The organism is Megasphaera sp. AM44-1BH (assembly GCF_003467125.1).
Classification (GTDB): domain Bacteria; phylum Bacillota; class Negativicutes; order Veillonellales; family Megasphaeraceae; genus Megasphaera.
On sequence record NZ_QSFA01000012.1, the window covers coordinates 41,184 to 63,091 of the forward strand.

Consider the following 21,908-nt stretch of genomic DNA (forward strand, 5'->3'; position numbering starts at 1 on the left):
AGTAAAAATAAACACTGTTCCTATTATAATTGCATTAATATACGTTGTCAATCTCTTTTTATTCTTGTTTACAAAATTCTGTAACAAACGGACATTGTTCCTGTTCTAACGGAAAAAAAGGCGCCATCCCCATGAGGATAACGCCTTTTTGTCTATTACATACAGATATATATTAATTTATCGCCCTTATGCGTCCTGTGCTGCTTTGGAAAGGATATCTCTCATATGGCGGACGGCCGCACCGATGTCAGGCTGTGAAATAATGGCGCTGATCATGGCAAAGGAACGGAATCCTTCTTTATAGAGGCGGGCCATATTGGCCGGACCCACGCCGCCGATACAGGTCAGGGGCATGTCTTTCTGAGAGAGAGCATAGCGGATGGCTTCGGCACTGACTACCTCGTTGGCATCCTTTTTCGACTGGGTCGGATACATCGGTCCGAATCCGACATAATCTGCCCCGTCGGCAATAGCGCCCTTGATTTCATCGATCGTATTGGTGGAAACGCCGATAAGGACATCGGGGCCAGCCATCTTGCGTACGAAGGAATAGGGCGCATCGTCCTGACCGACATGTATGCCGTCGGCACCGCAGGCGATAGCCAGATCGACCGAATCGTTCATGATGAACGTCACGCCAGCGTCATGGCACATGGCTGCAATCTGGCTGGCTTCTGCATACTTTTCCCGCCAGGACTTATGCTTTTCCCGGTATTGGATTACTTTGACACCGGCATCGATGACCTGCCGTGCCGTTTCTATATTTCCCCGGCCCAGGCACAATGCTTCACCTAAAATACAATAGATGGGTTCTGTCAAGAACTGATGCAGACTTTCTTCTCGTTTCATGCTTTCATTACTCCTCTCTCAACAATGGCCAAAAATATCTTTCGTCGTCGGATCCGTCAGGAAAGCCACCTGCCAGCCCCGTTCTTTTGCGGCATTCTGCAGGCGCTGGGCCAGGACCGGCACAGAAATGACTTCCGTGCCATAGTGGCCGCCGTCGGCAATGACCATCCCGCGCTTCACGGCGTCCTGTGCTTCATGGTATTTTACGTCGCCGGTCAGGTACAACTGGGCTCCCGCAGCAGCGGCTTCCCCGATAAAAGAGGCACCGGCACCGCCGCAAAGGGCTACTTTTTCTACGACTATATCCTCCGGACCGGCATAGGTAAGAATCTGGATTCCCAGGGCCCGTTTGATTTTCCGCAGCACCATGCGTGCCGGTTCCGGTTGGGCCAGTTTTCCGATCCGCCCGATATAACAGGATTTCCCTTTATTGACCAGAGGATAGATATCAAAAGCCGGTTCTTCATAGGGATGGGCCATCCGCACGGCAGATAAAAGGAGATTCAGCCGGCTGGCAGGAATAATCGTTTCAATCCGGATTTCCTTCGTCTGTTCCAGTTTTCCTATATTACCAATAAAGGGATGGGTCCCGGCCAGGGGCTTGAACTGACCTTCCCCATCTGTACTGAACATACAATGGCTGTAATTTCCGATAAATCCGGCCCCGGCGTCCCCCAGAGCTTTGCGCACGGCTTCGGCGTAGCTTTCGGGAACATATACAGCAAACTTATACAACGGATCTGTATGAACGGGAACGAGGCCCTGTATGTCCGTCAGTCCGATTTTTCGTGCCAGGATATCATTGACGCCGTGTTCGGCACTGTCCCAGTTCGTATGAGCGCTGTAGACGGAAATATGATGGCTCAGCAGTTTCTCATACATGAGCCCGTCATAAGTGTCCGTGCGCAGGGATGACAATTTCTGAAAAATAACCGGATGATGGCTGATGATCAGATTTACTTTATTTTTTATGGCATAATCCACCGTATCCATGGTCACGTCCAGTGTCACCACTGCGCTTTGGATTTCTTCCCGGGGACTTCCGATGAGCAGTCCCGGATTATCCCATTTCTCTGCCAGATACGGCGGAGCAAAGGATTCCATGATGTTGATTATTTTACTGAGTTGTATCGACATAAGAGCGCCTCCATTGTCTGAATATGTGCCCGGAGCGTTTCCTGCCTGCTGTTCTGGTCCTGCTGGCTCTTTTGAAGCCCCTGACAGATAGTCCTGTCTTTTTCGATGATCTGGCGGATCAATAGCGGAAGGAGCGGATCTTTGCTTTGCCAGTTGCACGGTCCGACATCATACATCCATTCCTCTTGGATTTCTCCTCTGCCCGGTTCCGCTTTCATCATTTCATACAGCCGGCCGTCCTCCTGTATGAGCCGTTCAGCTGTAATATGCCAGCCGTGGCTGTACAGGTACTGCCGCAGCCGGGATGCCTGGCTCTGGGGCTGCAGGATGAGGAAAGAAAATGACCGGACCACGTCCGGTGACTGTTCCAGCAGATGTTCTATGAGGGGGCCGCCCATACCGCAGAAAACGGCACCATCGGCTTCCCCGGGCCGGATGCGCAGCAGGCCGTCACTCTGACGGCATTCGATGCAGGATGCCAGTCCTGCCCCCTGCACATGGGAACGGGCCGCGCTGAGGGGGCCTTCAGCAATATCGGCAGCAATGGCCGACGGACACCATCCGCTGGCACAAAGGGCAACCGGCAGATAGGCATGATCGGTACCGATATCGGCAATGCGGGCTCCTTTGGGAACCAGTCCGGCAGCTGCCTGCAGACGTTTCGTAAGATGTATCACTACGTAACACTCCTTTATCGTATTCGCATTGATTACATTTTACCACATTCATCCCTATTTTTCTGTATTCATCTCCCATAAGGGGAAAAATTGTATCAGTTCTATGACATTTCGCCCAATAGGTGTGACAGAAAAGCCATATCCCTTTATAATAGGGGGTGTGAAATGTTTTTGATAAAAGGAGGTATATTCTCCATGAAACCGAAAAAGCTTATCTGCCGTACAGTCTTCTGGCTCTCTTTGCTGGCAGGATGCAGTGGTGTCGTGATGGCATCACCGGCAGCAGTCACTGCTACACCTGCTGCAGCATCCACTGTGGCAGACAAAGGAACCGCCGTGGCAGCGGATACCCGTACAGCCGTTGACCCGCTGGCCGGACGCAGCCCGGAACTCATAAAGAAATATTATCTCACCAGCGGCAAGACCTATGACCGGGCGACGACGCTGATCAACAGCCTGAACCCGGCCCTGACCGGCCTTGACAGCAAGCAAAGCAGTTACTATCTGCGTATAGATAAAGAGCTGACAGATAACTATTTCCGCCATGTCCGGGCGTATCGCACGGATACACAGGAACTGACTGGTGACTATCTGGTTGCCAAAGACCAGTCGTCTGTCTGGCGGGTAGATGGCAGCCAGCCCGGCATGATTTATGGCAGTGCCGAAAAGCTGCTGAAAAAGAGCCGTCTTATCGTATATCCCCGCTATCTGGCTCTGGGCAGCAAGGGTGTCGTCCGTATGCAGATCCCGGGAAATGTCCCCTATACGCTGACTGCCAGGAGTCTGAATGATACCATTGCCAGAGTAACCGATTCACGCGTCATCGAAACGGTTTCAACAGGCAAAGCCGACATCATGGCAGACTATACGGTCGGAGACCAGAAAGGCACGGTAGTACGGGAAATCCGTGTCGTAACGAAAGAAGATCTGGAACGCATGGCCTATGCCGCATACCTGAATGAATTGTATTTTGATACGATGTGGGCCTATGATCCATGGCCATATGGGTGGGGATACTACGGTCACCATCATCACCACCGCCCGGGGCCTCCCCCGCCACCGCCACGTGGACACCGTCCTCCACCGCCACGCCGGTAATCTGCCTGAGACGGCAATGGGGCCGGACGGTATGGAATATAAATGATATGTCTGTCCGCACAATACATAAACCGGACCGGCCTGTGAATGGTTCCCTACTCACAGGCCGGCCCGGTTTTCTTTTCATTTTTTATGCCGTATGTGGCAGACGATGCACATACCGGTAGTATAATATGCCAAGCAGTACAGCCGTCACGATCCAGCTGACGGGATAACTTGCCATGAGCGTAGCAAAGGTATGGGACGAGGGAAAAACGGCATACACCCAGGCAATGCGCACGCCGCAGATGCCAATGAGGGTCAGGATGGCCGGCGGGAGGGAAAAACCATATCCTCTCATGGCCCCGGACAAAATTTCTATGAGAATATTGATAAACTGGGTATACACGACATACATAATACGGGTATTCCCCAACTCAATGACCAGAGGATCGCTGCTGAAAAAGCCGAGCATAGGAATAGCCTGCCAGTAAATGAATAAGGCCATCAGTCCCATGAAAAAGGCATTGAGGCCGAGGCACCACCACATGACACTCCGGCAGCGCCGGATATTGCGGGCACCGTAATTCTGGCTGACAAAGGTCGTCGCCGCCTGTCCGAATGAGTTGATAATGCAATATACGTTGATTTCAATGGTAAAGGCTGCGGCAGAAGCAGCCATAGCATCGGCGCCGAGGCTGTTGATTGCCGACTGGATGATGATATTGGAAATACAGAACACCATTCCCTGCAGGCCGGCGGGCAGACCGATCCGCAGAATCGGATCCAGATACACCCGCCGCAGAGACAGAGCATGCAGATGCAGTTCCAGAACATCGCCGCTGTGCAATAAAGAAACGAACAGAATAGCTGCCCCCACACCATAGGAGAGGACCGTAGCGATGGCCACTCCGGCTACCCCGCCGTGAAAGAGGCCTGTAAATAACAGATTGAGCACAATATTCAGGCCGCTGGCCACAGCCAGCGCTATGAGCGGAGTACGTGTATCTCCCCGGCTGCGGAAAATAGCTGCCTGGAAATTATAAAAGCTGATGAAAGGCAGTCCCAGCATATAGATCCGCAAATACAGTTCTGCCGCCGGCATGACTGCATCAGGAACACCGAGATGGGACAATATGATTCCCGCCGTTATCTCTCCCAGGATCATGAGCAATATGCCAGCCAGCAGAGCCAGCACAAACGTAGTATGAACGGCCTCGCTGGCCTGCTCCGGACAGCGTGCCCCCAGATAGCGGGCAATGACGACATTGGCTCCCAGGGATAATCCAAGGAACAGCGTGACAAAAAGGGAAATAACCGGCGTATTATTGCCGACGGCTGCCATGGCATGGGTTCCTACAAATTGTCCCAGAACAGCCACATCAGCTGCATTGAACAATTGCTGGAGCACCCCGGTCAGCGCAAGGGGCAGGGCAAAAATAATCAGTTTATTCCACAGAGAACCATGCAGCATATCGAGCTGCCTTTTTTTATGTTCGTGCCTTTTTGTTCGTTGTTTGTGGTCCATAACGTCTCCTTTCCCGATCAGACCCTGTATCCTGAAATAATGCCGTTGTTGTTTTATTATAGCAAAAAGAAAGCACGGCAGAAAGACGGGATTTTTCTTTTCTGCAGTGCTTTCATTCTGGTACAGACAGATAAATTTTCAGCCCATGGCCGGCAGGCAATCCAGCATCAGTCCCACAGGCAGTCCTTTACGGGGGCCACGGCGATTCGTTTTGTCATCATCTTTATTTTTTTCGGATTTTTTCCAGATTGCGTAATTGCGGCTTAAAATTTTTTCCATTCCCATGATATACATACGCGGATTCTCCTATTCTTCACAAGCGAGTGAAACGGCGCGGAAAATTGCTGATAATAGCGTATTCTATGCGCTTTTCAGGGTAGTTCCCCTGTCCGCTATGCATTATAAAATAAAACAATAAAAAAGGCCAATACTCCTTCTGCATAGAGTTTTCCCTATAGCGGGTATTAAATTTTTCGGATTGATATTAAAATTTTAAACCGCTCAAAAGTAGCTCGTCCTGCTTAAAAAACAAAAAATATTTCCATTACAAAATTAAGGTTATACAACAGATTTTCTATACTCAAAATGCATAAAAAAAAGATGCCGTCCCGCGCCTCTGCAGCGCAGAACAACATCTTCTTTCAACCTTCATTCGTATTATTTTGTTCCCGATGATTCCAGTACAGCGGCCTGTTCCGCTTCCGGTGTGCCGAGGCCGGGACGATGCTTGTCCGTGCCACCCCACCACCAGCCACAGGCCTTGCAGACGACAAAGCAGGCAATCGTCAGGGCAAGATAGAGGCCGGCAAAGAGCCAGTGCTGTCCCTGCATGAGCATGATGGGACCAAACGACCAGGCAAACATTTCAAACGGCGTATTGAGAGAACCGACAATGGCCGTATCATTCAGCGTTTTGGACTTGTTGTCGGGATCGACGATACGCAGCAGGACGAACCCGATGGCAAAGACGCCCGTCGAATAGCCGTACACGAAGAGAGACCGTTCAAACCAGCTTTCGTTATTCATCTGCGGGCCGACGGTCCAGAGCATATACGTAACGATGATCATGCCCACAATGAGCAGCATGAGCAGCGGAACAGCGTACTCGATGACGACAGGGATCTTGATGGAGGCGATGCCGAAAAAGACAAGATAGTCCGTAGCCGTGCAGGAAATGCGGCTGATTACCCGGTTGTCAATGTAATCGTAAGCCGGCGTCCGTTTCAGGATGAGGAACAGCCCGACCCCGAGTAGGAAGGCGAACAAGTAGCTCGGCAGGTCCAGACCAGTGCTTTTATAGATGAAATCCATGATGAACCACCCGGCGCCAGAGCAGGTCAGCAGCAGAGACAGATGGAAAGCCAGCGTGTCCAGTGTCGTGGAGGAAATAGTTTCATCCCCCATGGACTGACGGTTTTCCTTGGAAATCAGGCCGGTTCGCAAATCGCCGGAAATGTAAGAGAAATCCTTGATATACGCCGTATATCCTCTGCGGGCTGCCATTTTCGTATAGATAAGGCCGCCGAAGATGCCGGCCAGCAGCCCTACGGTAGCGCAGGTCATGCCAATGTCTTTGGCATCTTCAAATCCCAGCTGTGCCAGGGAAGAACCGACAGCAGCTGCCGTGCCATGGCCACCGGAAAATCCCGATGCCAGCAGGAGCCCGAAGGCATAGTTAATATCGGGAAATAACTGGGAAATGACAAGAATAGAAAAAATAACAGGAAGGCTGAACTGGATTGCCTGGGCCAGTGTCTTGTAACAAAAATAAGAACCAAGGCGGGCGACTTCCTTTTTCATGTCATTTTTACGGATCGTAAATCCCTGAAGGCCGATAGCTGCAAAAATGAGAATGATCAGCGTGCCGGGATAACTGCCAATCCCCTTGGAAAACGGCAGGATTCCCGTATACCGGACAGCCAGTGCCAGAATGCCTGCCACCATGGCAGACGGCATGAAAAATCTCTGGATGAATCCCACTTTGGCACGAAGCAGCTGCCCGATGAGAATAAACACAGAGGCTATAAAAAAATCAATCAGAAAATTAGTAACGGTCACAAACGTATCCCCCTGTCATGACGTGTGATTGCATAATTATAATTTAATGAAATTGGTCGATTTAGAAACGGTCGCTGCCGGAGCCGGGTCCAGAGCCTGATCTTTGATGCCGAGGATGACTTCTGGCTGGATCCAGGGTTTGTCCTGAATGGCACTCGTTTCTTCGTGTGTCAGATATCCTTTATAGGTCACCATGGAACGGCGCAGGAAGCCATCTTTGGCACAGGCAGCGGCTACTCCGTTTTTGATGATGCTCAGGAAATGAGGCAGAACGGAAGCGGCGTATGCAATGGAAGTAGACTGGCCACAGGCTGCCGGAATATTGCTGACGCAGTAGTGCACCACGCCTTCTTCCACATAGGTCGGATGGGAATGGGTCGTTTCGTGGAATGTTTCGATAGCGCCATAGTCATTGCTGATATCGACGATGACCGAGCCCTTTTCCATGGAAGCCACCATCTTGCGGTCGATCATGAATTCTTTCGCATCTTTCGGCCAACGGACACAATTGTAAACGACATCGACCGTCGGCAGGATTTTCGTCAGGTTATAGTGATTGGAAATCATCGTATCCACGCTTTCATGGAACTGCTGGCCAATCATGCGCAATACGCCGATATTGACATCCATGACCGTAACCCGGGCACCGAGCTGCTGCAGGACGCCGACACAGGCACGACCTACCGTACCGGCACCGATAACCAGCGCATGGACGCCGGGAGCGCCGCCGAAGCCATTGACAAATTTGCCTTTGCCGCCATTGCAGGACAGGAGGCTGTTCAGGCCCATCATAGCGCCGATTTTGCCAGCCGCTTCACAGTTTGGCGAACCATACCGATGGGAATCTTCTGCTGCAAACGACACGGCTTTGTGAGCCAGCAGGGCATCGACTTCTGCCGGATGAGCTGCCGGATGAATGCAGGTAAAGATAATCTGATTTTCCCGGATGAGGTCAAATTCCCGTTCTTCCAGTTCTTTTACTTTTGCCACAAAATCACAGTTGGCATAAATTTCTTCCATCGTATCGACGATTTTGGCACCTTCTGCGGCATAGGCTTCATCGGAAAAACCAGCCCCCTTGCCAGCATCCTTCTGAACCCATACTTCCGCACCGGTACGGGCAATCATGGCGACTTCGGCCGGAGTAGCAATGACGCGGTATTCATCGGCTTTAATGTCTTTCAATACACCAAATTTCATGAATAATTCCTCCTTAAAACTATATATGTATAAGTAATGTTGGTATAATAACAACGCTTCAATTATATTTTATATATTTGAGTACTGTCAATATATAAGAACTCACATTTTTTGTATACATTATTTTTTTGTGTACATTTGTCCATTGTAAATAGACTTGATGTTAAAAACATACGGCTGGTTACTACTATATTTAGTTCCCATGTACGGGATACACAATCCGTATAGTTTAAATTCATAGGGGAAATCTTAAAAACCGTTCATCAGTAAAACGTTTTTCCTGTAAACTTAAACGTTTACCTGAAAATTTTTAATATTTTTTTCGTAGATTTCCTTGACAGTCTCCCATGTGCGTGCTATGATTGCACCATCAAACGTCACACAAACGCGATGAAGCAAACTAGTACACTTACCTGAATCGTTACAGAGAGCTGCCGGCTGGTGCGAGGCAGTGCGGACGAGAAGTCGAACTCATTGCCGAGCGGAAAGGCTGAACCGAGTAGGCCGCTACGGGAACTCCCGTTACAGAGCATGGATATCGCGAAAATGCCGTATCCGAGAGGGCGCCTGATTGCCAGGCGAAGCAGAGTGGTACCGCGGAAGGATATATACGCCTTTCGTCTCTTAGCAAACACGCAGAGAGACGAAAGGCGTTTTCGTTTCTCTCACGAGGGATATTTGTTATACTAGGGGGAATTATCATGCAAACACCATCCACGATTAAAACCGCATCGCTGAGCCTGTGCTTTTCAGTTGGTGCCGTATTATTCAGTTCTCATGCCGGCGGCGGCTTCGCCACAGGCAATCAGGAAAATGTCTACTTCGTCAGCCTGGGCTGGCTCGGACCGATTACCGCTATCATTACGATGCTGCTCTTCACACTGACTATCAAAGAAGCCATGAATATGTATAATTCCCGGCACCTGCGCAGTTATAAGCAGCTGTTCCAGAATTTGTACAGCCCCTTCAAAGGCATCGAAGTATTATTTGAAGCGTTCTTCTATATCATGGTCATCATGGCCGTTTCCGCGACCGTTTCCGGTGCCGCTTCTGCTCTGGCCGCACAGACGGGCATCAGCTATTATGCCGGTATCGGCGTCGTCGGCACAATTATTTTCTTCCTGACTATTTTTGGTGCCGGTCTTGTCCGCCGGGCTACGACGTATATGGGCATTGCCATTCTGGCCATGGTCATTGCCATCTTCTCCGTCGGTATCTATATGGGCGGCACAGCAGAAGGAACCATGTTCTTCACGCAGGCAATGGCACAGGATTTCGCCGTAAACGGCTTTTCCAAATTGCCGACAGCCATTCTGCACGCCTTCACCTACTCTGGTTTCCAGTGCGTCGTCATTCCGACCATGATTGTCGTCGGCATGCCGTTAGTTACCCGTAAAAATTGTGCTACCTCCATGTGGTTCTCGTTCGCTATGAACGCCATTGCCCTGACCTTAGCCGTATGCATGCTCTTAGGCTGGACCGGCATCTATGGTAAATCTCCACTGCCGACCCTGACCAGCCTGAAATCCATGGGGATGACCTGGCTGACTATTGCTTACAGTATTTTCCTGATGTTATGCCTGATTTCGACGGGCGTCACAACCGTCTTTGGCTTTACAGCCCGTTTCTCTGAAATCCATATGCTGAAGAAAATCAGCAAGAGTGCCGTTATCCGTTCTGCTATTGTCACCTTCTTCATCATTGCTTTGTCCATGACCGTTTCCATCGTGGGGCTGACCAATATCATCAAATACGGCTATGGCTACTGCGGCTATCTGGCCATTGCCATCATCATCGTTCCCTTCCTGACCATAGGACGTTACAAAAACATCCGCTATGCCAAGGATAAAGCCTATCGTGCCCGTATCGACGCTATGAATGCAGATCCCGATTCTTTCGAAGACGCACCAGTTATGAGCACGGCAAAGGAAAATGCATAATTTGCAGATGCCTTAAATAAAAAACATTTACGTCAACTATCAAACTCAAAAGAGAGGCAGTCACATCAAACGTGATGTGACTGCCTCTCTTTTTATACCCTGATTCAGGCTCTGAGCTCACTGATAAGGGTAGATCCCAGAATGAGGACAGCACCAATTATCGTGCTGACAGCCAGCGGTTCCTGTAAAAACAAGGCCGACAGAAATACAGCGACAATCGGGTCAATATAGGTCAGGATAGCTACGGTCTGTGCTTTTAAATATCCCATAGCGCCAAAAAATAAGGAGTAGGCAAAGCCTGTAACAAACAGACTCAGTACGAGAAGCAGGAATAACTGGAAAGGCGTACAGGACAAGGCAGACCAGTTTTCCGTAATAAGCGTATAGGGCAGCAGGACTACGGCAGCTGCAGCCAGCTGGATAATGGTTTTATCATAAGCCGAAATAGGAGAAAATTTCTTATTGCACACGATAACAGAAGCATAAAATACCGCTGCACCAAGCGCAAAAAAGACTCCTGACAAGTCCGTAATGTCCGATAACCCGTTTTCAAAAATACCGCTGACGAACATCATCCCCAGAAGGGCCAGCAGCACACAAACAACCTTTCGTGCCGTAAGGGTTTCGTGTAGCAGCACAGGAGATACGAGAATCACGAATACCGGTGCCATATAATAGCAGATAGAGGCAATGGCCAACGTCGTGTGACGGAACGCCTCAAATAGTAAAATCCAGTTAATACCGATACAAATGCCGGAAATAATCAGCAATTTCAGGTTATCGCGGATCTGCTCCTTTGACATGGGCATATGACGGAACCGGACCAATAAAAATAAGAACGCCGCCCCTAATGAAGCCCGGCTGAGTGCTATAATGCTGGATGGCAGGGGAATATAATGAACGAACAATCCCACTGTCCCAAAGGCAAACATAGAAAAAATAAGATACCCTCTGGCATGTGATTCCAATGAATACACCTTCCCCACCCCTTCTTGAACCAGAACGATTCGCGCTCGATTCTTTAAAAACTATATTAATTATATAATTAAAAAACGCCCTTCTGACCGGCAGGATTGCCCATATCCTGTCAGCCAGAAGGGAAACACCGATTGTACTGTACATACGGTGCCGTCACGATACCTGTTCTTACTTATCCATTCCATCCGGTATCTGCTGTTCCATCACCTTGGTCGTCTGATGCCAGGCACGGAAAAAATAGGTCTGGGGAATCAGGCTTTTTGGCAGATATATGGCCAGTATCACAAAGGTAAGGAAGAAAATCAGAACACTGGCATTTCGCTTGAGTGTCGGAAGAGAAATAAAAATCTTTGCATTAAACTTAAAAATAAAATATCCCAGGAAATAGTAAAAGACGACTATCCCCACGACCATAGGCCATCCTAAATCCGTACATACTTGTTGTACATACGCTCCCAATGATTCAGTACGTAATGTAAGGATTGCCTGTTCGGTTATACAAGTCCCATAGAGGGAAAAATGTATGACCTGACATAAGGGAATAAACATCAGGAGTTGTGATAATATGGTCGTGCAGGACTGAAAAAGACGGCAATGCCTGCGTCCGGCAGTCAGCTGCTGCGCTGACATCAGAAACAGTGCAGCATAGCAGCCAAACAATATATCCGCCATGGGATCCAGTCTGGGAGCACCCTCACGCTGGAGATACATCAGCAGTGGCGTAGTCAGGGCCCAGCTCATGCCCGTAAGGAATTGTGTCAGCCAGAGCCGGGAAAGAAGGGTCTTGCCGCTGATCTGCTGTACGACATAAAACAGCAGCATCGGAGGTATCAGCTGTCTCGTAGCCAGGCTCACATCATGGATATCCTGCCCTGTCGATGTGCCATAATACAAAAGGAAACAGGCGGCATACAAGAGCAGGCATTGTGCAATAAAGCGTATATTCTGGTTGCGTGAAGTACGTGGTGTATTGTCAGGTATGTTCTCAGTCATGTACATTGATGTTCCTTTAAAAACTACATAGTATAGGCTTATTATACCATGACAAAAGCATAATGAAAATATGCAGACCATAAAATAAACTTGACGATATAAATAATTCATGTTATACTACATTAGTATTGCATGTTAAGTATTACATGGAGCGGTATCGAAGTGGTCATAACGGGGCTGACTCGAAATCAGTTAGGCCGAAAGGTCTCGTGGGTTCGAATCCCACCCGCTCCGCCAGATAAAAAGCGCACTCATAAGCCATTAACGAAGCTTATGGGTGCGCTTTTTCTATGTCCGGAATACGGAGTTACTTTTATCCCATTCTTCTGTATTCTTTGTTTCTATCTTTTATTTCATTACATTTAATAGTATGATAGACATAGATATTGTCAGGAGGGATTACTATGAATACTGATATGGTGACCCAATTAATTCCCGGACATGGGTTGAAACTAAAAGGCCGGGAATTACAAAATTATATCACAGCTGAAGTAAAGCGGATGCGGGCCGGGGAAAAAGATTACCACTTGACCATCCCTACAGGATGGGAAAAGTCGGAACGTACGATTAACGATATCGTAGTTGAAGAATTCCGTACAACATCCCGGTCCAATCTCGTTCTGCTGCAGTTCCATGGTGGCGGTTATACCGGTGCCATGCACGATAAGTGGCGAGTCAGCGCGATTCTGCAAGCATCCCTTGTTAATGCCAAAGTTGCTTATTGTGTAAATTACCGGCTGGCACCAACTTATGTATATCCGGCTGCATTAGAGGATGCTCTTGCTGTTTATAATTATATTTTAGAACAGGGGACAGATGCAAAGGACATCATCCTTATTGGCGATTCTGCCGGTGCCAACCTGGCCATTGAAACAGTGATGTTTCTTCGGGATCACAATATTAGTCTTCCCCGTGTTTTGCTTCTGCAGTCTCCCTGGGTGGATTTAGGTACCAGCCAGGCATCGCGAACGAGTAATAGAGAAAAAGATCAGATTTTAGGCCGTACTGCTCCACTGTATCCGGAAATACTGAAACCATCTTATGCCGGCAGCCTTTCAGTAGATGATCCACACCTTTCCCCCATCAACGGTAATCTGGCCGGTCTGCCACCCATGCTCATCCAGACCGGGGGCAATGAAATATTTCTCAGCGAAGATGAAGAATTTGCCCATAAAGCCGCCCATGCAGGCGTGCATGTTACACTAAGCATATATCCCGGGATGCCACATAATTTCGGTATCTGTTTACCTGAATTAGAAGAATCCGTACAATCAGAATACGAAATCAGAGATTTTGTCCGTCATTATACAGAGAATAACTGACACCAACGCCAAAAAAGCACCTTTCAACCTGTCACGTCCGATTGCCCAGGGAACGGGCGGCGCATCGTTTTAGTGTTTTAGCTTCGTCCGCAGCGATATGATAGTCCGTATAGGGTATAACCTTCTCTTGGATAAATGTCTCTGATTGCGCCAGTAATTTTTCTGGTTGCAGCTGGGGAGCCAGTTCTTCCAGTCCGGGGTAGGCGTCGCCTTGATTCCAATCATGCTGCCGGTTATAGGGACAAATGTCCTGACAACTGTCACACCCACAGATCCAGGTGCCGCAGTTCTTATCATCCAGCCCGGGTGAGAGTTCCCCTTTGGCAAAAGTAGTAATAAAAGAGACGCATTCCAGTGGGCTCATGGTAAACGGTCCTTTCAGGGCTCCGCTGGGGCAATGCGCTTGACATAAATGACAGCTTTCGGCACATGGCCGTATATCCGGTACATGATGACACCAGGCCTTCTGGTCTGTCACATACCCCACCAGCTCCACAAAAGAGCCTTTTTTCGTATAGAAAAAATTATTTTTACGAATAATCCCCAGGCCCGCCATCATGGCCGCATACCGCAAGGGACCAATGCTGCGATGTCCAAATTGACTACCTCCTTCACAGCGGATTCCCTGCTCCTTAAACCACGTTTCAAAGTCTCTACGCGCAGCGAGACTCTCTTTACAGACACCATTACTGGGTGACAGGAAAAAAGCTTTACCATATTTTCCCCGCAACGAAGCGGGAAAGCGGTACTTGCCTAACCAATACGTACCAATGATTACCGATTTAGCCCAAGGGAACCGTTTCTTAATATTCGCAAAATCTCCCATTCTCTGATAAAAAAAGGCGCTGGACGGAACTTTCTCTTCCCGTTCTTGTAACCGCTGTTGAAATCCATCCATATCATCTATCGGAATGATTCCACAATCATCAAAGCCACAGGCCAATGCCTTATCGTAAATGACCTGCCCTAATTTATCCGTGTCCATGTTTATCTCTCCTTCTCTTCTTGTATCGTGTATATACACGAAAAATAAAAAATATATCTATTCCATTAGCTGGGCTAATAAATCTTCTAATTGGCTCATTTTCTTTTTCCCTAAGCGGGATTCCAATTGCTGCTGCGCTTGTTGCCAATATCCATAGGCCTGCGCAAACACGGCTTGTCCCTGCGCTGTCAGTTGAACGAGTCTTCGCCGCCCTGTAGAAGGGAGCGTTTCCATCAATCCTCGTTTCGTAAGCAGCGTAATATTCCGGGAAAGAGTCGTCCGGTCCAAATTCATGGTTAAGGCTAATTCTGTAATTGATAAAGGGCCTAATTCTTTACTATGCCAGAGAATAGAATACTGTTGCACCGTAATCCCTGCTTCTTGCAAATACTTGTCGTATAAAGCCGTAACGGCCAAGGTAACTTGCCGTAAATTGAAGCAATGACATTGCCGTAAATGAAATTTCTTATTGGCATTACATTCTTGATTCATGTTCTATCCTCTCATCGTGTATATGCACTATATTATCATCAGTCACCGATTTCGTCAAGAACCGGCCGGTTCTTTTTGCTATCTTTCATTTCGCCTTTTCCGTGTATCAGAAAAAATACAACAGGGAATCCTGCTTTTTCCACTTAGATTCTCTGCCGTAATCCTTTTTCCTGCCTATGCCCTGATTTCCGTGCCGTTCTTGAAGTTCACCCGGATGTCCCGGGTTTACCAACACAAAACACACCTGCCTCTTATCTATTCATCCATATAGCTCTCTGAGTGTGATATAATAAATGCATAAAAAATTCTGCATAGGGCAGTAAATCATCGAGGCATTCCTTATGAAATCGTATTATACAATAGGTGAAACGGCAAAACTACTAGGAGTGACAACACAGACCCTGCGGCATTATGAAAAAATCGGTATTTTACAACCCCGTAAAATAGATTCACATACGGGATACCGCTATTACTCATTTGATCAGTTCCATATCATTGACCGGGTAAAATATCTTCAGGGATTAGGCCTGCATCTGAACGATATCGGCCAAATCATCAAAAAAGGGACCGTTGCCGGCCTTCTGCCTGCCCTGGAAAAAGAATGGCAGAAATCCTATCAGGAACTGGAACAGATTCAGAACCGCATCAAAGATATCGAATGGTACATCGAATATTTTACCTATCTCAGTAAAATAGATGATTCCAGCATTTTGTATCATCTCCATCTGCCGGAACGCCATATCATCCAGGTACCCTGCTACGATACAGACGCCCTGGCCGATATGGAAATCCGCCTGGCGAAAGCCAAAGGTTCTTCCCGTCTCCATCACTTACCTTACCGGAGACAATATGGATATATTCTTTCTATTTCTGATTTGTTCGCCAGCCGTTTTCATCCTACACAGTATTTTATTTATCTGAAACACCGCCCGGATCAGTATCTTCCAGAATATAAAAAGCTGCCTGCCGGCGAATACATCTGTTTTCGCACCCAGATTCTAAAAGAACATTGGGATACGACACTGCTGCATAACTTTTTCTCTGATATGAATCGGCCGGAGCTTGCCCTGGCCCTGGAATTCGAAGATAATCTGGTTGAATATGAGGATGCCCAGTACGAAGTACAAATATATTCTCCTGAACAAAATCAAACTTTATAGCAGGAATAAGGTTGTATGATATATCTTCTCCCTGATGCATACATTTTCTTTTGTAAAAGAGCTAAAAAGCATATTATCGATGAAACAATTGCAAGAATAGGCTGAGAATTTCCTCAGCCTATTCTTTTTTTGCAACAAAAAATGATTTGACTTGTTTCTTACCAGAAGGTTTATGCTCTACTCATAGCAAAAACATCGTTTTGCAAGTACTACTATTATTTTTAGGAGGATACCATCATGAACCCATCTGTATCAAGAGAAACTCAAATTCTGTACGTCGGCAGTGAACCACAATTACCAGTAGAACATCCGGAAACGCCGCCTATCTATCCTTCGACGGCCAATATCATTCAGGACATGGATGATTACGACCGTGCTAACAAAGGAGAAAAGTATTATTATTGCCGCACAGCCAATCCAAACCGCGACGGCGTAGCCCAGGCCGTATCGTATCTTGAACATGGTGAACAGTCTCTGGTCTGCTCATCCGGCATGGCTGCTATTTCAACAACCATCCTGTCGCTAGTCAAAGCTGGCGACCATATTATCACCAGCAATGCCATCTATGGGGAAACGATTGAATTATTTGATCGTATTGTAAAAAAATTTGGTGTTGAGGTGACTTATGTTGACCTGACCGATTCCGATGCCGTAGAACAGGCCATACAGAAAAATACGCGTCTCATCTATACAGAAATCATTACCAATCCGCTGATCCGCATCATCGATATCGATGCCATTACCCGTATCGCCCACAAAGCAGGGGCTCTTGTCGTCGTTGACAGCACATTTACGACACCATTTGCTATCTGTCCTCTCGAGCACGGTGCCGATATTGTCGTACACAGCATGACAAAATACTTCGGTGGTCACAGCGATATTACGGCCGGCTGCATTACCGGACCCAAAAAATTGATGAAAAAAATCTATTCCGACTATCTTCTCTTCGGTGGCTGTCTGGATCCACAAAATTCCTGGCTTCTCCTTCGCAGTATCCGCACCATGGAAATGCGTGTCACCCGCCAGTTTGCCAATGCTCAGGCACTGGCTGAAGCCCTGCAAGCCGACCCGCATGTCCGCTATGTCAATTATCCGACTCTTCCCAACCACCCTCAGCATAAGTTGGCTGAAACATTACTGCCCCATGGCTGCGGTGCCATGCTCAGTTTCCGAGTGGAAGATGACCGGCAGAAAGTCAATGAATTCATGCACCGCTTGAAAGTAGTCAAATATCTGGGAACACTGGGCGGCTATCGGACGACCATCGCCCATCCTGCTACGGCATTCCGCTTTGACTTTACCCCGCAGCAGCTTCGAGATATGGGTATGGAAGAAGGTCTGATCCGTATTTCATCGGGCATAGAATCAACAGAAGACCTGATTGCTGATTTCAAACAGGCGTTATCCGTATTTGATACCGTAAGATAAGGCGGTGATACCTATGCTAAAAAACATCAATCTGCCCATCGCACTGTTAGCCGTCGGCTTGTTGTTTGCTCTGGTCATACCAATGGTTCTGGCACCGGAAGGAACAGCATATGTCATCAGTATTTTCTATAATATTATGACCATAGACTTTCCCTGGGCACTCATGCTCATTGCCTTCTTAAGCGCCGTCTTTGCCATCTTCATCATGTTTTCCAAATACGGAGATATCCGCCTCGGTGGAAATGGTGCCAAGCCACATTATAAGACATTCTCCTGGGCAGCCATGAATATGTGTTCAGCTGCAGGTGCCGGTATTTTCATCTTTGGTATGGTCGAATGGATGTATTATGTCAAAACTCCGCCTTTTGGAGTCATTCCCGATTCAGTACAAGCCTACGAATATGCTTCAGCTTACGGTATGTTCCACTGGGGATTTTCCGCATGGGCCATTTATCTTCCCGTCTCACTGGCACTCGGTTACATGTTCTGGAATAAAAAAGTAGACTCACTCAATTTGTCTGATTTATGCAAATCCGTATTAAAAGGCGATAGTCTTCCAGTCCGTATCATCCGCAAAATTATCGACGGGCTCGTCGCTTTTGGATATATTGGTGGCCTCGTCTGCACAGTCGGGTTGGGCACATCGATTCTGGCAGAACTGGCCAGATACCTGCTGGGTTTTGAAGTCACCTTTACACTGCGCATCGCCGTTATCCTCATCTTCTGCCTCTTCTTCATACTTTCCACATCCAAGAGTATTGCCAAAGGGATCAGTATTATCAGTGACTTCAATGTCAAACTGGCACTGGGATTCTTCATCTTTATTCTTCTCGTCGGCCCTACTTCATTTATTCTCAACAATTTCACTATGGCTGTCGGGACCAATATCCGGGAATTCGTGCACATGAGTTTTAATACCGACGCCATTGCCCAGACAGGGTTTGTCCAGCAGTGGACTGTATTTTACTGGGCCTGGTATCTGGGCTGTACGATTTCTGACGGCTTATGGCTGGCCCGTGTTTCCTATGGCCGCACGTTCCGGGAAATCGCAATCGTCCGCTGCATCTGGACGACACTGGCCTGCTGGCTTGCCTTTGCCATTCTGGGAAATTACGGAATGCATCAGGAATTGACAGGAGTGCTCTCGTTGTCACAGCTCGTCATTGACAGTGGCAATAATGCGGCCGTCCTGGCAGTACTCAAAACATTGCCTCTTTCGTCATTGGCAATCGTCGTGTACATGGCCGTCGTCTTCATCACACTGGCCTGCGGTGCTACAGCGGCTTCTACGGTCGTTGCGACACTCACTTCTAAGAATTTGAAAAATGATGAAGAACCTGCAAGCTGGTATAAAGTATTCTGGGCATTTCTCGTACTGCTTTTGCCCGTCGGTATTCTGTTTTTGGAACACATGGTGCCCGGGCTCAATGTTCTTACTACCATCCAGTCCGTTACGACGATTATGGCTATACCACTTTCTGCCGTTATCGTGCTTCTGCTGGTTACATTTTATAAGACCTTGCGAAAAGACATCCGTAAAAAAGAATTATATGTTGATGACATCAATAAAGATAAGTGGAATTCTGTATAAGCGCTGATGAAAACACGGACTCTCACCTGATATAACTATAAAAACAGGGACATCACATGAATACCTGATAAATTCATATGATGTCCCTGTTTTCGTTTTTGCTTTATATACTTCTAACCGTTACATTCCTGTTTAGCGGCTATGATTTTGGCAGCCCGGTCTACAATGATTTCAGCCAAGGCAAATTTGCTCATTTTTTCCAGTTTTTCGACACGGCCGTCTGCATAGAGCAGCGTGCCGATATTGGTCGTTCCCTGGAATCCGGCGCCTTTGGCACTGACATCGTTAGCAACGAGCATATCGAGATGTTTCTTTTTCAATTTGGCAGTTCCGTATTCGATGACATTGGTCGTTTCTGCGGCAAAGCCAATGAGTACCTGATGCGTTTTGCGCTGTCCCAGTCCATAAAGGATATCAGGGTTCTTTTCCAGCTTCAGATTCAGTACGTCATCATCTTTCTTGATTTTGTTCTTAGCCGGGGCTGCTGACCGGTAATCGGCTACGGCAGCTGCCTTGATGACCAGGTCACAGTCATCGTAATAGGCATCGACAGCCGCTTTCATATCCCGTGTACTGCCTACATCGATGCGTCGGCTGACGCCGGGCGGCGTTTTCAGATGATCATTGGATCCTGCAATAAGAGTCACATCGGCTCCGGCCAGTACGGCTGCTTTTGCCAAGGCAAATCCCATGCGTCCACTGGAGTGATTGCCAATAAACCGTACCGGATCAATCGGTTCCCGTGTGCCGCCAGCAGTGACAATGACTTTTTTACCCACCAGAGTATTCGTGCGACAGACGGTCAGTTCAATGCGATCCACGATTTCTTCCGGTTCCGGCAGCCTGCCGATGCCAATGATACCACAGGCGAGATGTCCACTGGCCGGTTCCATGATTTCATAGCCAAAGCGTTTCAACTTAGCCATGTTGTCCTGTACGACCGGATTCAGATACATGTTGCTGTTCATAGCCGGTGCAAAAAGTACCGGGGCTTTCGTAGCCATGATTGTTGTCGATAACATGTCATCGGCTATGCCGCTGGCAACTTTGCCGATAATATTGGCCGTCGCCGGGGCGATGACAAAGATATCGGCCCAGCGGGCCAAAGCAATATGTTCCACATTAAATTCCGGTGTATCGTCAAACATGGACACTGCTACCGGGTTGCCACTGATTTCACGCATGGTCAGCGGGGTAATCAGTTTCGTGGCATGTTCTGTCATGATGCATTTTACTTCAGCACCGCGCTGGCGCAGCAGGCTGGCGATGTGGGCCGCCTTAAAAGCTGCTATACCGCCACAGATGCCCAGTACGACGTGTTTATTTTCCAACAGCATAGGATGCCTCCTTATTTTATGCCGGCCTTGGGAGCTTCATAGGTAATCTTACCCTGGTCGATTTCTTCCATAGCGATGGATACGACTTTTGTCGTGTCTACATCGACAAGGGGCTTGTCGCCATCGGTAAGCTGGCGGGCCCGTTTTGCCGCCAGTGTAACCAGTGTGTACTTGCTATCTACCCGTTTCATCAACGATTCCAGTGTCGGTTTAATTAACATGATGCATCTCTCCTATTTCTTGTACAAATCTCTAATAGCAGCAATCTTACAGGTATTGCGTGATGTCTTCATTTCTTCTGCCGTAAGAATAGCGGCCGCTTCATCTATGGAAGAAGCCAGGTCGTCATTGACAATGAGATAGTCATACTGTTCTATCCACTGCAACTCATCACTGGCCTTGGAAAGGCGCCCGGCAATGACCTCTTCCGTATCGGTCTTCCTGTCCCTGAGGCGCCGGGCCAGTACGTCCATGCTGGGCGGCACGATATAAATGAATACCCCCTGGGGATACTTCTGTTTGACCTGCATAGCCCCCTGGATATCAATTTCCAGCATGACATGCTTTCCTTCGTTCAACATGCGGAATACATAGTCTTTCGGCGTACCATAATAATGGTCATACACTTTGGCATGTTCCAGGAACGCATCCTGTGCCAGCAGTTCTTCAAAATGGGCATTATCGGAAAAGAAATAATTGATGCCGTCCTGCTCGCCCGGCCGGGGACTGCGGGTCGTCATAGAAATAGAATAATTGATATTGGGGAACCGCTTGCGCAGGGCATCACAGATGGTGCCTTTACCGGCTCCGGATGGGCCCGAAACAACAATGAGCAAGCCCGGATCTTTCATGTTCATTACTTCCTTTCTCATTCTTCAGGCTCTGTATCATCAGCCTCGTCTTCGCCAACGTGGAGTATACGGTGGGAAATCGTTTCCGGCTGCAATGCAGACAGTATGACTTGTCCATTGTCCATCATCAGTACAGACCGGGTCTTACGGCCGAAGGTGGCGTCAATCAGAGAATTCCCTTCCCTGGCTTCCTGAACCAGCCGTTTAATCGGAGCCGATTCGGGACTGATAATCGCCACAACCTTATTTCCCATTACCATGTTGCCAAAGCCTATATTCAATAAATTGAAATTCATCTCGTCTCC

21 protein-coding genes, 1 tRNA gene and 1 other annotated feature are annotated in these 21,908 nt (G+C 48.0%); of the genes, 7 read left to right on the forward strand and 15 right to left on the reverse strand.

Annotated elements, in window-relative coordinates; translation table 11 throughout:
- Nucleotides 1-186: 186 nt before the first annotated feature.
- From thiE to DW949_RS08900, 3 genes are read right to left on the reverse strand one after another with little or no spacing between them, the layout of a single operon-like run.
- Nucleotides 187-849: a thiamine phosphate synthase gene (gene thiE, locus DW949_RS08890; protein ID WP_118022880.1), complete on the reverse strand. Its 663-nt coding sequence runs from the start codon at nucleotides 847-849 to the stop codon at nucleotides 187-189.
- An 18-nt stretch (nucleotides 850-867) separates the two neighbouring features.
- Complete coding sequence (locus tag DW949_RS08895; protein ID WP_118022881.1) at nucleotides 868-1,986, reverse strand: Nif3-like dinuclear metal center hexameric protein; 1,119 nt, start codon at nucleotides 1,984-1,986, stop codon at nucleotides 868-870.
- Nucleotides 1,962-2,663, reverse strand: coding sequence for a class I SAM-dependent methyltransferase (locus DW949_RS08900; RefSeq protein WP_233539547.1), 702 nt, complete (start codon nucleotides 2,661-2,663; stop codon nucleotides 1,962-1,964). Before DW949_RS08900 ends, DW949_RS08895 begins: the two co-directional genes overlap by 25 nt.
- A gap of 195 nt (nucleotides 2,664-2,858) precedes the next feature.
- Between DW949_RS08900 and DW949_RS08905 the strand changes: the two genes are divergently transcribed.
- Complete coding sequence (locus DW949_RS08905) at nucleotides 2,859-3,761, forward strand: hypothetical protein (protein ID WP_118022882.1); 903 nt, start codon at nucleotides 2,859-2,861, stop codon at nucleotides 3,759-3,761.
- Nucleotides 3,762-3,891: 130 nt separating this feature from the next.
- On the opposite strand, the gene DW949_RS08910 is transcribed toward DW949_RS08905, so the two are convergent.
- The 4 genes from DW949_RS08910 to DW949_RS08920 form a co-directional block, all read right to left on the reverse strand.
- Nucleotides 3,892-5,268 (reverse strand): MATE family efflux transporter, encoded by a 1,377-nt coding sequence (locus DW949_RS08910; RefSeq protein ID WP_199595826.1) that lies wholly within the window; start codon nucleotides 5,266-5,268, stop codon nucleotides 3,892-3,894.
- 138 nt (nucleotides 5,269-5,406) lie between these two features.
- Entirely contained in the window at nucleotides 5,407-5,562 is a 156-nt protein-coding gene (locus tag DW949_RS13650; RefSeq protein WP_158570663.1) for a hypothetical protein, read from the reverse strand.
- A gap of 363 nt (nucleotides 5,563-5,925) precedes the next feature.
- Nucleotides 5,926-7,326: a sodium/glutamate symporter gene (locus DW949_RS08915; RefSeq protein WP_118022884.1), complete on the reverse strand. Its 1,401-nt coding sequence runs from the start codon at nucleotides 7,324-7,326 to the stop codon at nucleotides 5,926-5,928.
- 36 nt (nucleotides 7,327-7,362) lie between these two features.
- Nucleotides 7,363-8,526 (reverse strand): alanine dehydrogenase, encoded by a 1,164-nt coding sequence (locus DW949_RS08920; RefSeq protein WP_118022885.1) that lies wholly within the window; start codon nucleotides 8,524-8,526, stop codon nucleotides 7,363-7,365.
- A gap of 381 nt (nucleotides 8,527-8,907) precedes the next feature.
- Nucleotides 8,908-9,154: a binding site (T-box leader), on the forward strand.
- Between the two features lie 73 nt (nucleotides 9,155-9,227).
- Here DW949_RS08920 and DW949_RS08925 point away from each other — a divergent pair.
- Nucleotides 9,228-10,466, forward strand: coding sequence for a hypothetical protein (locus tag DW949_RS08925; protein ID WP_118022886.1), 1,239 nt, complete (start codon nucleotides 9,228-9,230; stop codon nucleotides 10,464-10,466).
- A 104-nt stretch (nucleotides 10,467-10,570) separates the two neighbouring features.
- Here DW949_RS08925 and DW949_RS08930 read toward each other — a convergent pair whose 3' ends face one another.
- Together DW949_RS08930 and DW949_RS08935 are read right to left on the reverse strand one after the other, a co-directional pair.
- Nucleotides 10,571-11,443, reverse strand: coding sequence for a DMT family transporter (locus DW949_RS08930; RefSeq protein ID WP_233539548.1), 873 nt, complete (start codon nucleotides 11,441-11,443; stop codon nucleotides 10,571-10,573).
- A gap of 169 nt (nucleotides 11,444-11,612) precedes the next feature.
- Nucleotides 11,613-12,437, reverse strand: a complete 825-nt coding sequence (locus DW949_RS08935; RefSeq protein ID WP_118022887.1) for a hypothetical protein — start codon at nucleotides 12,435-12,437, stop codon at nucleotides 11,613-11,615.
- 148 nt (nucleotides 12,438-12,585) lie between these two features.
- Between DW949_RS08935 and DW949_RS08940 the strand changes: the two genes are divergently transcribed.
- Nucleotides 12,586-12,674 (forward strand) — tRNA-Ser (locus DW949_RS08940).
- 167 nt (nucleotides 12,675-12,841) lie between these two features.
- Complete coding sequence (locus DW949_RS08945; RefSeq protein ID WP_118022888.1) at nucleotides 12,842-13,759, forward strand: alpha/beta hydrolase; 918 nt, start codon at nucleotides 12,842-12,844, stop codon at nucleotides 13,757-13,759.
- Between the two features lie 31 nt (nucleotides 13,760-13,790).
- Here the strand turns inward: DW949_RS08945 and DW949_RS08950 are convergent, their stop codons facing one another.
- Entirely contained in the window at nucleotides 13,791-14,744 is a 954-nt protein-coding gene (locus DW949_RS08950) for an epoxyqueuosine reductase (RefSeq protein WP_118022889.1), read from the reverse strand.
- A 57-nt stretch (nucleotides 14,745-14,801) separates the two neighbouring features.
- The gene (locus tag DW949_RS08955) at nucleotides 14,802-15,236 is read right to left on the reverse strand and encodes a MarR family winged helix-turn-helix transcriptional regulator (protein ID WP_118022890.1); all 435 of its coding nucleotides are present in this window, start codon (nucleotides 15,234-15,236) and stop codon (nucleotides 14,802-14,804) included.
- A gap of 341 nt (nucleotides 15,237-15,577) precedes the next feature.
- Here DW949_RS08955 and DW949_RS08960 point away from each other — a divergent pair, with 341 nt between their 5' ends.
- From DW949_RS08960 to DW949_RS08970, 3 genes are all read left to right on the forward strand, one after another.
- A complete protein-coding gene (locus DW949_RS08960; protein WP_118022891.1) occupies nucleotides 15,578-16,396 on the forward strand; it encodes a MerR family transcriptional regulator in 819 nt (272 codons plus the stop codon).
- Between the two features lie 237 nt (nucleotides 16,397-16,633).
- The gene (locus tag DW949_RS08965) at nucleotides 16,634-17,824 is read left to right on the forward strand and encodes a PLP-dependent aspartate aminotransferase family protein (RefSeq protein WP_199595827.1); all 1,191 of its coding nucleotides are present in this window, start codon (nucleotides 16,634-16,636) and stop codon (nucleotides 17,822-17,824) included.
- Nucleotides 17,825-17,837: 13 nt separating this feature from the next.
- On the forward strand, nucleotides 17,838-19,415 hold the full coding sequence (locus tag DW949_RS08970; RefSeq protein WP_118022893.1) for a BCCT family transporter: 1,578 nt from the start codon (nucleotides 17,838-17,840) through the stop codon (nucleotides 19,413-19,415).
- A gap of 113 nt (nucleotides 19,416-19,528) precedes the next feature.
- Here the strand turns inward: DW949_RS08970 and coaBC are convergent, their stop codons facing one another.
- Genes coaBC through remA form a run of 4 tightly spaced genes read right to left on the reverse strand, consistent with a single transcriptional unit; the run spans nucleotide 19,529 to nucleotide 21,899 of the window.
- The gene (coaBC, locus tag DW949_RS08975) at nucleotides 19,529-20,752 is read right to left on the reverse strand and encodes a bifunctional phosphopantothenoylcysteine decarboxylase/phosphopantothenate--cysteine ligase CoaBC (RefSeq protein ID WP_118022894.1); all 1,224 of its coding nucleotides are present in this window, start codon (nucleotides 20,750-20,752) and stop codon (nucleotides 19,529-19,531) included.
- An 11-nt stretch (nucleotides 20,753-20,763) separates the two neighbouring features.
- Nucleotides 20,764-20,973: a DNA-directed RNA polymerase subunit omega gene (gene rpoZ / locus DW949_RS08980; protein WP_059075300.1), complete on the reverse strand. Its 210-nt coding sequence runs from the start codon at nucleotides 20,971-20,973 to the stop codon at nucleotides 20,764-20,766.
- 12 nt (nucleotides 20,974-20,985) lie between these two features.
- Complete coding sequence (gmk, locus tag DW949_RS08985; RefSeq protein WP_118022895.1) at nucleotides 20,986-21,603, reverse strand: guanylate kinase; 618 nt, start codon at nucleotides 21,601-21,603, stop codon at nucleotides 20,986-20,988.
- Between the two features lie 17 nt (nucleotides 21,604-21,620).
- Nucleotides 21,621-21,899, reverse strand: coding sequence for an extracellular matrix/biofilm regulator RemA (gene remA / locus DW949_RS08990; RefSeq protein ID WP_059075302.1), 279 nt, complete (start codon nucleotides 21,897-21,899; stop codon nucleotides 21,621-21,623).
- Nucleotides 21,900-21,908: the final 9 nt, after the last annotated feature.